Raw genomic sequence first — 16199 nt, 5'->3', positions numbered from 1 at the left:
TCAATGTCAACTAAGTTTTTCAATTTCTTTTTTGTCGTCTTCTACGTTTCTGCATCAGCGACGGTTATTAATATATCATGCAGTACATACAGGGTCAATACTTTTTACAAAAAAATTTCACATCCCGTTAAAACTTTAAAAATGCTTTTCAAAAATTCGTATAGTCTCCCTTCACCCTTTATCCTAATCAACATTTCATATCTTATCACTTTATCATGTTTCTATCCGAATGAAAATTCTAAATTTTATGTTATTATTATGTTATAGGAGTGTGGTGAGAATGAGCATTAAGTATTCAAACAAAATTAATAAAATCCGGACCTTTGCATTAAGTTTAGTATTTATCGGCCTCTTCATTGCATACTTAGGAGTCTTTTTCCGTGAAAACATTATTATTATGACAACATTTATGATGGTTGGCTTCTTAGCTGTAATCGCTAGTACTGTCGTTTACTTTTGGATCGGTATGTTATCTACTAAAACTGTACAAATTATTTGTCCAAGCTGCGATAAACCCACAAAAATGCTCGGTCGTGTCGACGCATGTATGCATTGCAACCAACCTTTAACAATGGATCGAAACCTAGAAGGAAAAGAGTTTGATGAGAAATACAATAAAAAGAGCTATAAATCATAGGCACATATGATTACAATAAGGAAAATGTAATCTTACAAAACTAAACATGAAAAGGTGATTTCTTAACCAAGAAATCACCCTTTGTATTTACTCTTAATTAAATCCTCCTGAACCTAACGAAATTCCCATATATAATAAAGAAAGAGGNNCCTCTTTCTTTATTATATATTACGCCTTATGACACTCTGGACAAACGCCATAAATTTCTAAGCGATGACTATTAATAACGAAGCCTGTCGTTTTCGCAGCTTCCTCTTCAAGCTGTTCCAAACCCCCATAAGGAAAATCAACAATCTTACCACATTTTTCGCAAATCACATGATAATGTTGACTTGTAACATAATCAAATCTACTTGAAGCGTCTCCATAAGTTAATTCCTTTACAAGGCCAACCTCTTTAAATACACGTAAGTTATTATAAACAGTTGCAACACTCATATTTGGAAACTTACCTTCTAATGCTTTATAAATGTCATCCGCTGTTGGGTGCGTCATAGATTCCACAAGGTACTCTAAAATAGCATGACGCTGTGGAGTAATGCGTACACCCGTATTTTTCAGCATTTCTAGCGCTTCTTTTAATTCTTCTTTGACCACCGTCATGCACCCCGATTCTATACGGATTATTATTTTATAATTCTTATAAAGAGTGTACTCCTTTTCTTATAAATCGTCAATATTTCTACTATAAGTATGTGGTTTATTTTTGTATATAGCCTTATTCTTATGTATCTTTCCCTATTTTTTATACATTTACAATAGAAAAAAAGTGCGACATAATCGCACTTGGAATACTATCATCTGAGGAGGTATGCCCTACACTTCACTTTATGTAAGTCAATAAAATATGTATAGACACTCGCCTTACTTCTGTATATTTTATCTCCCCAATGGATTTACTTTATATAAGAAAGAACATCTTCAATATGTCCCTTCACTTTCACTTTGCGCCATTCTTTTACAAGCTCACCGTCTTTATTAATAAGGAATGTAGAACGCTCGATTCCCATGTACTCTTTTCCAAAGTTCTTTTTCAACTTCCAAACATCGTACAATTCCGCCACCTTATGATCTTCATCTACTAAAAGTACAAATGGAAGTTCATGCTTCTCAATAAATTTCAGATGTCTGTTCGCTGAATCAGGACTTACACCAAGAATAACTGTATCTTTCTCTTGAAATAATCCATATGCATCTCGAAAATCACATGCTTCAGTTGTACACCCTGGAGTCATATCTTTCGGATAAAAATATAGAACTACGTTTTTACCACGAAAATCAGCTAAGCGAACTTGTTCCCCGTTACTTCCCTCTAATGTAAATTCTGGAGCCATTTCTCCTACTGTGATCATTGTTATCACTCCTATTCTTTTCTTATACTATATCAAATGCTATCTTATTTTTCATTGTCTATTACAGACCTCATTACAAAAGCAAACGGTAATGTATATCCAATTAGCGCTTCTGCAATCGCAATCCATCTCCCTATTCCAATCGGAGCTATATCACCGTACCCAACGGACAACAAAGTAACTGCGCTAAAATATAAGCAAATTTCTACAAGTTGAAAAGATTGGGCATGCAAGCTTTCTCCATCTTCTTTCAAAACTGCAAAGCCCATTTCTTCTAATACAACATAACTTAACCCAAACGCAATTAATACCGTTGTATAAATTAGAAACAAGGAGGCTAAATTATACAGCGAAAAGAAACGTCTAGAATCTGAATATGAACTCCATAACAATTGGACACTTCTCAAAATAGCGATTGCTGCAATTAATAGAATAAATCCCCATAACATGTCCTCCACCTCATTTTATATGTATGAGACGGCCATTGGATTTATCCCTTAGAAACAAACAAGCCCCTATAATTAATTACCAGCACCACGGTACCTTTTTACCCCTTGATTCCAAAGAGTGATTGCAATCGTAAAACAGATAACACCAACAAATGGTGTTGCAAATGCATAGCTATTCCACTCTGTCTTTCTTAAGAAGTATGCTGCTGGATACACTCCAACAAACGCAAATGGTAGGACAAACGTTAAAATGAAGCGAATCACCCGGTTATAAATATTAACAGGATAGCGACCATAGTTACCTATGTTATACATTAGCGGCATAATTGAACTTTTTGCATCCGACCAAAAACCAAGGCTCGCAAGCGTAACAAATATCCCTCCATATACAAGTGCGCCCCCTCCTACCATTAGTAAGAATAAGAAGAAATCGTACCAGTAAAAAGATAATTGTAACTCCACTGCTGCGTAGCCCATTACAATCATCCCTGTAATCGCTCCAATTAAAGATTCAAGCTCCATTCTTTCTAATATAATTTGAAATAAACTATGAATCGGTCTTGTTAATATACCATCCATTTCTCCTTTAATAATGTAACGATCATTAAAATCCCATATGTTAAAGAAGGCTGAAAAAATGGCAAATGGCACTAAAAAGAAACCATAAATAAAGATTACTTCTTCTCTACTCCATCCTTTTAATGCTTGTGTATGTCCAAACACAACGAGAATAAAGATTAAATTAACAGCCTGTAGTGATAAATCAGAAAGTAATCCAACGATAAAATCGCCCCGATACTCCAATTTTGTTTTTATATATTGGCTTGCATATTGCAAAAATAGTTTTATATATATCATCTCATCATCCCCCTTGTACAATTAGACGTTTTCTCGCCGTTCTCCACATGAGTACAATTGGAATAATAAGTACAATTGCCCAAATTACTTGGAATAATAATGCCTCATACAATTTACTTCCTTGTATACCTTCCGAAAAAATCATACTCGGAATATAACTAATGGCCTGAAACGGTAAAAACACCATTGCCTTTTGGGCCCATAACGGATAAAAACTAATTGGTAATAATAGACCTGAAAATAAATCAATAACAACACGTTTCGCATACATAATTCCACTATTATTAAATAAGAAGAATGTAAGCATTCCCGTCATTAAATTAATTTGTGTATTAATAATAAAACTAAATATTAAAGACAAGAAGAAATATAACCACGTTTGAAAATTCGTTGTAATTTGCAATGAAAATAATAAGGTAACGATAACCATACCCGGAATTGAAAAGAAGGCAAAGCGAAATATTCCTTCACCAAGACCTTGCATCACTTTCATTCCTAAATAGTTATATGGACGAATAAGTTCTACCGCTACACGTCCTTCTTGAATCTCCATCGCAATTTCCCTGTCTATATTATTAAAATAAAAGGCACGTGCCATCCACGCAATTGCGATATACGTAGTCATTTGCGAAATAGATAAACTTTCAATATTCTCTTTTCCGCTATAAATTGCTTGCCATAAAAAATAATACGCGCCGATATTAATTGTATAAATTAAAATCCCGCTATAATAGTTTGTACGATACGCAAGCATCATTAAAAAGCGAATTCGAATCATTTCAATGTACTTACCCATGTTTAATACCTTCTTCATAAATGTTACGAATAATTTCCTCTGTAGACACTTCGTTGATTTTTAAATCTTTAATTTGAAAGGCTTGTACTACTTTAGAAATAAGCATTGAAATAATAACTTCTTCATTCGGGATTTTGGCAATCCACGCGTTTTCCTCTTTCGCTTTCGACCAAACGACATGACTATCCGGCATAACCATTGATAAATCCTGATAGGAAACTGGTGCAACAAACTGAAAATGTATTTCTTTCTCTGCTCCCCACTGCGTACGAAGATTATTTAAAGAACCGTCATACATAATATTTCCTTCATCCAGCATGATAACGCGCTCACATAAAGCTTCAATATCAGTAATATCATGAGTTGTTAATAAAATTGTTGTTTTATAACGTTCATTCATTTCTTTTAAAAATTCACGTATTTTCAATTTCACAAGTACATCTAGCCCAATTGTTGGTTCATCTAAAAATAATAACGGCGGATTATGAATTAATGCTGCCGCTAATTCACAACGCATTCTTTGACCTAAAGATAACTTTCGTACTGGCTTATCTAATAAAGGACCAATATCTAACGTTTCAATCACGTGCTCCATATGTTCTTTATACTGAGCGTCTGATACACCGTACACTTTTTTTAATAAACGAAACGATTCTTGTACAGCAATGTCCCACCAAAGTTGTGAGCGTTGACCGAAAACAACACCAATAGTTCTTACAAATTCTTCTCTCTGCTTATGCGGATTCATCCCATTTACTAAAATGTCTCCTGATGTCGGAGTCAAAATCCCCGTAAGCATTTTAATTGTCGTTGATTTACCAGCACCGTTCTCACCGATATATCCAACCATTTCACCTTGTTTCACAGTAAAAGATACATCATTTACTGCTGGTACTATTTTATAATTACGATTTAATAAATCGCGAAATGCACCCTTTAAACCTGGACGACTTGAATAGGCTGTAAATTCTTTACGTAACCCTTGTACCTCAATTACCGATTTCATAACCGGACCCCCTTCCTAAATGTCACAACGAATAGTTTACCCAACTGCCTTCTCTATCACAAACAATACGTCTTTTCGAAAAACATGTTAGAATAATACATAGATTTTTGTAAGGAGATGAATGGTAGTGAAATTCACAAAATCAGAAGCATTACATAAAGAAGCTTTAGAACATATCGTTGGCGGCGTTAATAGCCCTTCTCGTTCTTTTAAAGCAGTTGGCGGCGGCGCTCCTGTTGCTATGGAACGTGGAAAAGGCGCTTATTTTTGGGATGTAGACGGAAATAAATATATCGATTATTTAGCAGCATACGGTCCTATTATTACTGGACATGCTCACCCACACATTACAAAGGCAATTACAACAGCTGCTGAAAATGGTGTACTTTACGGAACACCAACAGCACTAGAAGTAAAATTTGCAAAAATGTTAAAAGAAGCAATGCCCGCATTAGATAAAGTCCGTTTCGTAAACTCTGGTACTGAAGCAGTAATGACAACAATTCGTGTCGCTCGTGCTTACACAGGCCGCACAAAAATTATGAAATTCGCTGGTTGTTACCACGGTCATTCTGATTTAGTACTTGTAGCAGCTGGATCTGGTCCTTCTACACTAGGAACTCCTGACTCAGCCGGCGTACCACAAAGTATCGCTCAAGAAGTTATTACCGTTCCATTTAATAATGTAGAAACGTTAAAAGAAGCATTAGATAAATGGGGACATGAAGTAGCAGCTATTCTTGTAGAACCGATTGTTGGAAACTTCGGTATTGTAGAACCGAAACCTGGCTTCCTTGAGAAAGTGAATGAACTAGTTCACGAAGCTGGTGCACTAGTAATTTATGATGAAGTTATTACTGCTTTCCGCTTTATGTACGGTGGTGCTCAAGACTTACTTGGCGTAACACCAGACTTAACAGCTCTTGGTAAAGTTATTGGTGGCGGACTTCCGATCGGTGCTTACGGTGGTAAGAAAGAAATTATGGAACAAGTTGCCCCACTCGGACCTGCATATCAAGCCGGTACAATGGCAGGAAACCCTGCTTCTATGGCATCTGGTATTGCTTGTCTAGAAGTTCTTCAACAAGAAGGGATTTATGAGAAATTAGATGAACTTGGTGCAATGCTTGAAAAAGGAATTTTAGAGCAAGCTGCCAAACATAATATCGATATTACATTAAACCGTCTAAAAGGTGCTTTAACTGTATACTTCACAACAAATACAATTGAAGATTACGATGCAGCACAAGATACAGACGGTGAAATGTTCGGTAAATTCTTCAAGCTTATGCTTCAAGAAGGAGTTAACTTAGCGCCTTCTAAATACGAGGCATGGTTCTTAACGACAGAACATACAAAAGAAGATATTGAATATACAATTGAAGCTGTAGGCAGAGCATTTGCCGCTTTAGCAGACAATAAATAATCTCGTCATTAAAAGGAAAAAAGAAAGCACACCTTTCTTTTTTCCTTTTTTCTATTTCATAAATCCCTTATTAATAGTATAATTATTCATAATTATCTGTTTAATTTTCTTTTATATCCTTACTATCTTTGCATAAAAGGCTGCTCACGCCTTAAATAGTAAGATTATTCAAACTTCAATAAGAGGGGGGATTGACGGATGCTCAATAAAACAAATACATGGACACCGTCTTTATTTCGAGGTTATAAAAATGCAGAACATGATGCGTGTGGAATCGTTTCCGTTATGGAGAAACGAAAAATTCCTACAAAAGAAAACATTGATCTTTGCATACAATCGCTCGTTAAAATGAATCATAGAGCTGGTTTCATTAATGGTGAAGGCGATGGAATCGGTATTCACATTGATGTACCAAAAGCACTTTGGAGTGAAAAACTAAAAAGTAGCGGATATAATCCAACGATCGTGGATCATCCCCACTTTATCGTTGGACATTTTTTTCTAAGCAAAAACGCAAATGTAGTTAATTTAAAAAATCATATTCGTACCCAACTAAGCAACGAAAACTTTGCAATTCTTTTTGAAAGTGACGATGTAATAAACTCCGATGCACTCGGTCCACTTGGTAAACAAGAAGAACCTTTATTTTGGCAAGTTGCCCTTATCGCTGAAAATGAAGTTAAAAATATTGAGCAAACATTATTTTCAGTAACGATAAAAATAGAGGAAAACGAAGCGATTCATGTTGCTTCCTTAAGTCGTGATCATGTTGTATATAAAGTTCTCGGTGCTGGTGATACGCTTGCGGCCTATTACAATGATTTACAACATCCGCTGATCTCTTCAACTATGACACTGGGACATAATCGCTATTCTACAAATACATTATCTAATTTTTTTCGTGTACAACCATTTAGCATTCTCGGACATAATGGTGAAATTAACACAATTGCCAAGTTACGCGATCAAGCTGACATGATTCATGTTCCACTTACTGCTGGGGGTAGCGACTCCCAAGATTTAAACCGCACCTTAGAAACTCTACTTGTTCAATACGACTACAGTTTATTTGAAGCAATGGATATACTATTCCCACCAATTATTAATGAAATTAAACTTTATGAACCACATTTACAAGATTTATATACGTATATACGTGAAGCATGGGGCCATTTTGCACAAGGTCCAGCTGGTATTATTTCACGCTATAAAGATGAAGCTGTTTTCAGCGTCGATTCCCTTGGACTACGACCAGTTTGGAAAGTAGAGACAGAGAGTTCTTATATTTTCTCTTCTGAACCTGGAGTTGTATCTCCAACTGAATATGTAGCTGAACCGAAACCACTCGCTCCTGGAGAAAAAGTCGGTCTAAAGTGGAATGAACAAGATGAGCTTGTTCTTTATGAATATGACAAATACCAAGCTCAAGTATACGACCGTTTTAAAAAGCGAGTTAATACTAAAGATTATCATTTAAACTTATCTACCCCTGAGACGAAAGAAATCCAAGGATTATGTGATTCTGTGCAAGTTGAAACGAAGCAATACGTTGCTTTCGGATGGGATCGTGAACATATTCAGCTTCTTGAACAGATGGCAACAAAAGGCGTTGAGCCAATTCGCTCACTTGGGCATGACTCACCACTCGCTGCACTCGATACTGATAGACGAAATATCGCTGACTTCATTAAGGAGAGTGTAGCTGTTGTTACAAATCCAGCAATCGATCGTGACCGAGAAGTTGAACACTTCTCCACACGAACGATACTTGGCGAACGTCCAAGTTTATTGGCTGGTGCTAAACAGCCATTTGTAGTTGAGATGCTTTCCCCAATCATTTTAGAAGGAAGCGTAGCACAATCTATTGCAGAAGAATTACACACAATTACGTACGAACAACTTATAGAGCTATTCAATACTCATAGCTCTATCGCTACAATCTCTGCTACATTCAGTCAGGCAGAAACTTTACAATGCGCCTTAAATCGAATTAGTTCTGAAGCGATAACAGCTGTGAACGATGGAGCTTCCCTATTATTAATAGACGATGCTGATGCTCACCTAAATGGACGATTATGGATTGATCCGCATTTAGTTACCGCTAAAGTACATCAAATATTAAGCGAAAATAAATTACGCCGAAACTGCTCTCTCGTTATACGTTCTGGTGCCCTTCGCTCCTTACACGATATTGTCACACTGTATGGATTAGGAGCAGATAGTATTAATCCATATTTATTATTTGCAACCGTAAATGATGGGACGAAAACACCTATTACGAATTTATATCATGCACTTAATAAAGGGCTAGAGAAAGTCATTTCAACAATCGGAATTCATGAATTACGCGGTTACGGTCGCCTCTATTCTTCTATCGGATTACATGAAGAAATCGCAAACATATTACAAATTACGAATTTCTTCGGTTCAAATAATTTAGCTTTCTCGCTTGAGTCACTTGCTGAAGATGCACAAATGCGAGCAGATGATTATAACAATCCTAAAATTAGAATGCGAAAATCTTTTCATATATTCCCGCGAATTTGGAAAGCAATCGGTGATGTCGCAAAAGGAAACTCTTATGATGATTACCGTGAAAAATTAAGTGAATTAGAAGAAAACAATCCAATCGCGATTAGACATCTTATTCAAACGAAAGAAACAAAACATGTCGTTCCGGCTGAAGAAGTGTCCATCAGTATTCAAAATCATGATTTACCATTTATTATTTGCTCCATGTCATTCGGTTCTCAAAATGAAATTGCCTTTCGTGCATATGCAGAAGCGGCCGATCAGCTAAATATGATTAGCTTGAACGGTGAAGGCGGCGAAATTAAAGACATGATTGGAAAATATCCACATACACGTGGACAACAAGTTGCATCTGGACGATTTGGTGTAAACGCCGAACTACTAAATTCATCAAACCTAATTGAAATAAAAATCGGGCAAGGTGCAAAGCCTGGTGAAGGTGGGCATTTACCAGGTTCAAAAGTAACAGCCAAAATCGCTGAAGCACGTAACGCTACAATTGGCTCAGATTTAATTTCACCTTCTAACAACCATGATATTTATTCCATTGAAGATTTAGCTCAAATGATTACAGAAATTAAAACGGCCAATCAACTTGCGAAAGTAGCTGTAAAAGTTCCTGTCGTCCCTAACATTGGAACAATTGCTGTCGGTATCGCAAAAGCTGGTGCTGATTTTATTAACATTAGCGGATTTGATGGTGGTACAGGTGCCGCACGTATTCACGCATTGCAACATGTAGGGCTTCCTGTAGAAATTGGTGTGAAAGCCGCTCACAATGCTTTATTAGAAGCAAATATGAGACATAAAGTAGAAATTTGGGCTGACGGTGGTATTCGAAGTGTGAATGATGCCTTAAAAATCATGCTTCTTGGGGCAAACCGCATTGGATTTGGTACATTATCCATGATTGCAATTGGTTGTACAACTTGCCGTGGATGTCATCTAGATACTTGTCACGTTGGAATTGCAACACAAATTGAATCTGAAGCTCAGGCAAAAGAACACGGATTACGCCGCTTCGTCCCACGTGAATTAGAAAGCGCCGTCGCTGGATTGTTACATTTATTCACTACTTTTGGCGTAGAACTAAAACGATTAACAGGAAATCTTGGTTATACAAATTTACAAGAAATTGTTGGGCGTTCCGATTTATTAGAACAAGTTCGAGGCGAAAATTTATTAGACTTATGTAATTTACTACAAACAATGGAACATCCATCTATCACAAAAACAGAAGACGTACCAGAAAAACAATTTGAAACAGTTCATTCCCCTCATTCGAAAGAATTAGTAGGAGTTGGCGTAGAACAACGCGTTATGGGCGGTCTAGAATCTTGCTATCGCGTTCGTAGTAAATTATATGAAGACACGAAGCTTGAACCACTTACATTAAAGTATACGAATGGCTCTATTCCTGGAAATGGATTAGGTGCTTACAATAGTGAGAACTTATTTATACACGTAAATGGCGGTGCACAAGATGGCATTGGTAAAACCTCCTTTGGTGGTGGTATTTATATAACGAAAGCAAAAGGAAAAGACGGCATATATTATAACGGTTCTGTCGGAAAAGGTTTTGGATACGGTGCACAAAAAGGAGCGCTATACGTTCAAGGTAACGCCGATGCTCGCGCTGGCATTCGCCTCTCTGGAGCAGACATGATAATTGGAGGGCGCATGACGAAGCCACTCCGTGAAAAAGAGCAAGGAAATATAGGAGCATACTCTAATATTAAAGGTTTCGCTTTTGAATATATGACAAATGGGCGAGCGCTTGTTTTAGGAGATCCTGGTCCATGGATTTGCGCTGGTATGACTGGCGGTGTTGTTTATTTACGTCATGATTCAAGCTTAGGTTTAACAGAACAGGCCTTAAGAAGAAGAATCGCAAAAGGGGCAAATGTTACATTACAGCCAATTAGTAAAAATGGTGTGCAAGATGTGACTGCATTATTGCTAGATTATATTCGTGTATTAAATGGGCATGAGCAATACGAGGAAGTCGCTTTATTAACACCGTTACTCGATGATATGCAGCAACAGTTTTTTGAAATCACCCCGAAAAAAGAGCAGGCTGATCCATCTATTTCAACAGAGTGATATGCCTAATTTTCATCTCCAAGAAAAAAATTGACGAAGTACACTTCTCATAGTAATCTATAGTAACAATTTGAAACCTGCTGAAATTCAGCAGGTTTTTTTACTAAAAATTGATGTTTAAAAAGAATTAGGAAAAAGTATAAAATGAATCTTAATTTCTTATTAACGTCACTAAAATATCACTTGCTAACATATTGTAATGAATGTATAGTATCATGTTGTACATTCATTATGACAAGAGAAAGGATCTTATTAAGGGTATGAAACTTGGTGCTCGCATTTTAAAAACGGGTGTTGCCATCACATTAGCTTTATTTGCTTGTATTTTACTTAACTTACCGAGTCCGGTATTTGCGGGAATCTCAGCTATATTCGCTGTGCAACCGTCTGTATACCGTTCGTATTTAACTGCACTTGAACAAATTCAAGCAAACGTCATTGGTGCGGTATTCGCTATCGCATTCGCTACTGCTTTTGGACATAATCCTTTTATTATTGGATTAACATGTATATTAGTAATTGCACTTACACTGCAATTACGATTAGAAAACACAATATCAATTGCTTTAGTAACAGTTATCGCTATTATGGAGTATCAAGGTGAAGATTTCTTTAGTTTTGCCTTACTTCGATTTGCAACGATTATGGTTGGTATTATTGCCGCTTCACTTGTAAATTTAGTGTTTATGCCACCAAAATACGAAACAAAACTCTATCATCGCATCGTTGATAATACAGAAGAAATTGTAAAATGGATTCGAATGAATAGCAGGCAAGCTTCTGATTTTACAACGCTAAAAACTGATATTGATCGTATGAAAGAAAAAATGATCAAATTAAACCATTACTATTTGCTGTATAAAGAAGAAAGAAGCTATACGAAAAAAGTACAGTTCGCAAAAATTCGTAAGCTCGTTTTATTCAGACAAATGTTAGCGACGACAAGCCGTGCTTTAAGTACGTTAAAATCATTGCATCGTACTGAAAACGAACTGCGCTATATGCCAGAAGAATTTCAGGAATCTATCCAGAATGAACTTGATTCATTAACACATTATCATGAACAAGTTTTATTAAAATTTATTGGTAAAGCAAAAAAACAACAGTCCGTTGAAATGCTGGATGAAGTTGAAACAGGTAAACAAGAATTAATAGATATCTTTATGGAATATCAAAATAAGGACGATGAAGAAGCATATAAAACATGGCTACATCTCTTCCCTCTTATTTCTGCCATTATTAACTATAGTGAAGAAGTAGAGCATTTAGATTTACTTGTGGATAGCTTCTACACATACCATAAACCAGAAGCAGAACTTAAAATCGATGATAAAAAAGAAGACGAATAAAAAACAGCTCCTTTTACGCTAAAGGAGCTGTTTCTGTTATATGTTGAAGTTGATATAAATTGTAATAAAACCCTCTTTTTTTCATTAATTCTTCATGAGAACCTGTTTCTTTAATTTCACCACCTTCAATATAAATAATCGTATCCACATGTGTAATTGTCGCTAATCGATGTGCGATTATAATCGTCGTCCGATCAGCAGCTAACGTCTGAAGTGCCTCTTGAATATATCGTTCATTTTCTAAATCTAAAGCGGAAGTCGCCTCATCTAATATAAGTAACGAGGGATTCTTTAGAAACACTCGTGCAATCGCTACACGTTGCCTTTGTCCACCAGATAACTTTACACCGCGTTCCCCAACGACAGTATCATAACCATCAGGTAACTCTATAATAAAATCATGAATTTGCGCAGCTTTGGCAGCTGCAATTACTTCTTCCTCTGTAGCCTTCGGATTTCCGTATAAAATATTTGCCCCGATTGTATCGCTAAATAACAAATTATCTTGCAGTACAATTCCAATATGACTACGTAAATTTCTCATATCATACTTTCTGACATCTATCCCATCTACATAAACTGCACCTGAAGAAACATCATAGAAACGAGGGATTAAACTAGCAAGAGATGACTTCCCTCCCCCACTCGCTCCTACAAGCGCGACCTTCTCTCCAGGCGACATAGTTAATGAAAGGTTATGTAATATCTCTTTTTCATCCGAATTGTAACGAAAAGATACATTATCAAATATCACTTCACCATTTAATTTCTCCGTTTGTACAGCACTTGGGACATTAACAATATCATATTTTTCATCTAACAGTTCAAACACTCGATCCATCGATGCGAAAGACTGCGTTAATGTTGTAGAGGAATTAACAAGGCGGCGAAGTGGACTATATAAACTATCCATATATCCAACAAAAGCAACCATAGTCCCTAATGTTAATTGCCCCTGAATCACTTCATATGCTGCAAAACCGATTACAAGTAATGGTCCTAAATCTGTTAACGTATTTACCGCCGAAAATGTTCTCGCAGTCCAACTCGTATGCGTTAACGCTTTCGTCAAAAATTCATTATTTCTTTTTTCAAACTGCTTCCCCTCATACTCTTCTAATGCAAAGCTACGTGTCACTTGCATCCCTTGAATACGCTCATGTAAATACCCTTGCATCGTTGCTAACGCTTGTGAACGCTCTTTCGTCAATTTTCGAAGACGCCCGAAAAAATATTTCACTGCTACTACATAAATAGGTAAAATTAATAGCGCAACAAATGTCAATTTTACATTCATAGAAAACATAACAATAATAGCAATAGCAATCGTTGCTGTATCTAACCAAACATTCATCAAACCAGTAATTACAAAGTCCTTCGTTTGTTCTACATCATGTATGACACGTGAAATAATCTCGCCTGTTTTTGTATTCGAATAATAACGTAAACTCAACTTTTGCAAATGACCAAAAATATGTTTTCGCAAATCATATAGTATTGTATTTGCGATACGCTGCGCAAAATATTGACGATAATATTCAATTGGCGGTCTTAATACTGCAAAAATAAAAAAAGCAATCCCAATTGCAGTTACTAGTTGGGACGTTTTATCTTGAAGTGAACCCCCGCCCTGAATTACATCATCAATAATATACTTTAATAACCACGGCATAATAAGCGGGATGCCGAATTTAACTAGACCAATCATAATCGTAATAGCAATAAGCCATCGATATGGTTTAACAAATTGCAAATATCTTTTTATACCTTGCACCTAATCCCCCCTCTAATAGGACAAACCTGCCGGGAAATCCCCTGCAGGTTTGTTTTAATTTCTGTACATTAAATATCTCTCATACCACATATCTACAAAGTCTGGCGCGAATGGCCCTTTTCTTTGATGAATCCATTGTGTTAATTGTGCTACATTTCGTTTTAAAATCGTATCAATCACAGGTGGATATTGCATAATTTGACTATGTTTTTCATACTCATCTTCATCTAAAAGCGTATATGTCATATCTGGATACACTTTAATATCTAAATCATAATCAATATACTTTAACGCTTCAGAATCATATGCAAAAGGTGAGCTTAAATTACAATAATAATATACTCCCTCTTCCCTTAACATTCCAATCACATTAAACCAATAGTTTGCATGAAAATAACAAATTGCTGGTTCACGCGTAATCCATGTGCGACCATCTGATTCTGTCACTACTGTACGATCATTCGCTCCGATTACAAGGCTTTGTGTCCCTTTTAAGATTGTTGTCTCTTCCCACATTCTATGAATGGAGCCATTATGTTTATAACTATGTATTTGTACTTTTTCTCCTTCTTTGGGAAATCCCATATATGCTCCCTTCTTTCAACTGCAAATGCCCTTTGAACTGCATTCACTTTTTTTCTATTATAACTTTTTTGTCGAAATTTTAAAACTAAAGCGACAAGACTCCATTTCTCACACTGAATACGATATCTTTAATCTTCTTAGGAGGCGAGTGTTTTATTTACAAACAAGGAAATGAGAATAAAAAAAGCCCTTCCTTATTTCCATGTAAAGAAGGACCTTTCACTTGAAGACAACGGCATGCCTTATCCTAAATTTGAAATCATTTTTTCAGTTTCAAAAGATTGAATTACACTATTTGTTTGCTCTTCAAACTTCTCATGTAATAACTTGAGTGCTACTTCTGTTCTATATATTTCTTGGCGTATAAAATGTAATTCCTTTTTATCGCACGTATCCTTTTCGCTCATTTCAATTTGCTGATACTTCTCTAGATGAGCTTGTAACTTCAACAACTCATCCATCGTTTCTAATTGCTCTCCCACCAACTTATCAAAGTCGTTCATTACTTACCCCCTTTTAGATTTATTGATCAGTTATTATTCCTCATTACATATTTCTAATCTTTAACTTCCTTCTCCTTTGACTACATTTGTTGACTTATTAGAAGTTATGTCGTTCGCTTTATTTTCATTACCATGACCAAAGCACAAAGAAAACACTTCTCCCGAATTAGAGAAGTGTTTTTCTTTCATTACTGATTTGAACTAGAAGATTGTGATTGTTTTGCAGCTGATTGTGCATTTTGTTTTTTCACAGCATGCACATCTGTTTCAGTTGCAAATTCAGTACCATAACTAGCGTTTGCACTTTGTGCACCAGAAGCTTGTGCTTTCTTTGCTTCTGATTGTGCATTTGCTTGTTTTACTGCTTGCACATCTGTTTCAGTTGAAAACTCTGTACCATAACTAGCATTTGTACTTTGAATGCTAGCACCAGAAGTTGCCTTGTTATAACCTTGTTGTTTTTTATTCATCTTTCTCACCTCCACAACCAATAATGTAACCAATTTACTTAGAAGCTATCCGTGATTTTCTTTTTTAATCTCCGTATATATCTCTTATCACTCATTCAAACTATAGGAAATGGAGGTGGAAATATGTATATAGGACGCGATATGACTGAACTAACGATGGTTTCAAAAAATGAGTGGAAAGAAGATGAATTGGCTTATTTTCATCATTCATTACAACAGATTCTTCCGTATTTAAATGCAGAAGGTCAAAGTATCTATAAAGAAATTGTAAAAGAAATTGAAACAAGAGGCGGCTTACAAGAAGGTGAGGCTAGTTGGACTCATGGGACAAAAATTTCTTACGATTAAAAAAGTGTTCC

The 16199-nt window shown here is 36.0% G+C and carries 15 protein-coding genes; 5 read left to right on the top strand and 10 right to left on the bottom strand.

The window, feature by feature from the left end; genetic code table 11:
• The first annotated feature begins 280 nt into the window (after positions 1-280).
• A complete protein-coding gene (locus COL05_RS10955) occupies positions 281-637 on the top strand; it encodes a YgzB family protein (RefSeq protein WP_000025063.1) in 357 nt (118 codons plus the stop codon).
• Between the two features lie 168 nt (positions 638-805).
• Here the strand turns inward: COL05_RS10955 and perR are convergent, their stop codons facing one another.
• The 6 genes from perR to COL05_RS10925 all read right to left on the bottom strand — a co-directional run bounded on the left by perR (position 806) and on the right by COL05_RS10925 (position 5098).
• A complete protein-coding gene (perR, locus tag COL05_RS10950) occupies positions 806-1234 on the bottom strand; it encodes a peroxide-responsive transcriptional repressor PerR (protein ID WP_000237831.1) in 429 nt (142 codons plus the stop codon).
• A 299-nt stretch (positions 1235-1533) separates the two neighbouring features.
• A complete protein-coding gene (bcp, locus tag COL05_RS10945; RefSeq protein WP_000633720.1) occupies positions 1534-1989 on the bottom strand; it encodes a thioredoxin-dependent thiol peroxidase in 456 nt (151 codons plus the stop codon).
• Between the two features lie 44 nt (positions 1990-2033).
• Positions 2034-2438, bottom strand: a complete 405-nt coding sequence (locus COL05_RS10940; protein ID WP_000964347.1) for a potassium channel family protein — start codon at positions 2436-2438, stop codon at positions 2034-2036.
• Positions 2439-2510: 72 nt separating this feature from the next.
• Entirely contained in the window at positions 2511-3296 is a 786-nt protein-coding gene (locus COL05_RS10935) for an ABC transporter permease (protein ID WP_098668619.1), read from the bottom strand.
• 4 nt (positions 3297-3300) lie between these two features.
• The gene (locus tag COL05_RS10930; RefSeq protein ID WP_000521523.1) at positions 3301-4092 is read right to left on the bottom strand and encodes an ABC transporter permease; all 792 of its coding nucleotides are present in this window, start codon (positions 4090-4092) and stop codon (positions 3301-3303) included.
• The gene (locus COL05_RS10925; protein ID WP_000843646.1) at positions 4085-5098 is read right to left on the bottom strand and encodes an ABC transporter ATP-binding protein; all 1014 of its coding nucleotides are present in this window, start codon (positions 5096-5098) and stop codon (positions 4085-4087) included. The genes COL05_RS10930 and COL05_RS10925 overlap by 8 nt, the downstream gene beginning before the upstream one ends.
• Positions 5099-5219: 121 nt before the next feature.
• On the opposite strand from COL05_RS10925, the gene hemL reads away from it, so the two are divergent.
• From hemL to COL05_RS10910, 3 genes are all read left to right on the top strand, one after another.
• On the top strand, positions 5220-6524 hold the full coding sequence (gene hemL, locus COL05_RS10920) for a glutamate-1-semialdehyde-2,1-aminomutase (protein WP_098668618.1): 1305 nt from the start codon (positions 5220-5222) through the stop codon (positions 6522-6524).
• A gap of 198 nt (positions 6525-6722) precedes the next feature.
• A complete protein-coding gene (locus COL05_RS10915) occupies positions 6723-11159 on the top strand; it encodes a glutamate synthase-related protein (RefSeq protein ID WP_098668617.1) in 4437 nt (1478 codons plus the stop codon).
• Between the two features lie 260 nt (positions 11160-11419).
• Positions 11420-12508: an aromatic acid exporter family protein gene (locus tag COL05_RS10910; RefSeq protein ID WP_098253789.1), complete on the top strand. Its 1089-nt coding sequence runs from the start codon at positions 11420-11422 to the stop codon at positions 12506-12508.
• A 13-nt stretch (positions 12509-12521) separates the two neighbouring features.
• Here the strand turns inward: COL05_RS10910 and COL05_RS10905 are convergent, their stop codons facing one another.
• From COL05_RS10905 to COL05_RS10890, 4 genes are all read right to left on the bottom strand, one after another.
• A complete protein-coding gene (locus COL05_RS10905) occupies positions 12522-14282 on the bottom strand; it encodes an ABC transporter ATP-binding protein (protein WP_098668616.1) in 1761 nt (586 codons plus the stop codon).
• Positions 14283-14336: 54 nt separating this feature from the next.
• Complete coding sequence (ntdP, locus tag COL05_RS10900; RefSeq protein ID WP_000506628.1) at positions 14337-14867, bottom strand: nucleoside tri-diphosphate phosphatase; 531 nt, start codon at positions 14865-14867, stop codon at positions 14337-14339.
• 242 nt (positions 14868-15109) lie between these two features.
• On the bottom strand, positions 15110-15370 hold the full coding sequence (locus COL05_RS10895) for a YgaB family protein (protein ID WP_000997584.1): 261 nt from the start codon (positions 15368-15370) through the stop codon (positions 15110-15112).
• Positions 15371-15558: 188 nt separating this feature from the next.
• The gene (locus tag COL05_RS10890; protein WP_088027684.1) at positions 15559-15840 is read right to left on the bottom strand and encodes a gamma-type small acid-soluble spore protein; all 282 of its coding nucleotides are present in this window, start codon (positions 15838-15840) and stop codon (positions 15559-15561) included.
• A 123-nt stretch (positions 15841-15963) separates the two neighbouring features.
• Between COL05_RS10890 and COL05_RS10885 the strand changes: the two genes are divergently transcribed.
• Positions 15964-16188, top strand: coding sequence for a hypothetical protein (locus COL05_RS10885; protein ID WP_000275446.1), 225 nt, complete (start codon positions 15964-15966; stop codon positions 16186-16188).
• Positions 16189-16199 lie beyond the last annotated feature (11 nt).

The sequence above is a fragment of the Bacillus sp. AFS059628 genome, from assembly GCF_002571225.1.
In the GTDB taxonomy this organism is placed as follows: Bacteria; Bacillota; Bacilli; order Bacillales; family Bacillaceae_G; genus Bacillus_A.
This window is presented reverse-complemented; position numbering and strand designations above follow the sequence as displayed.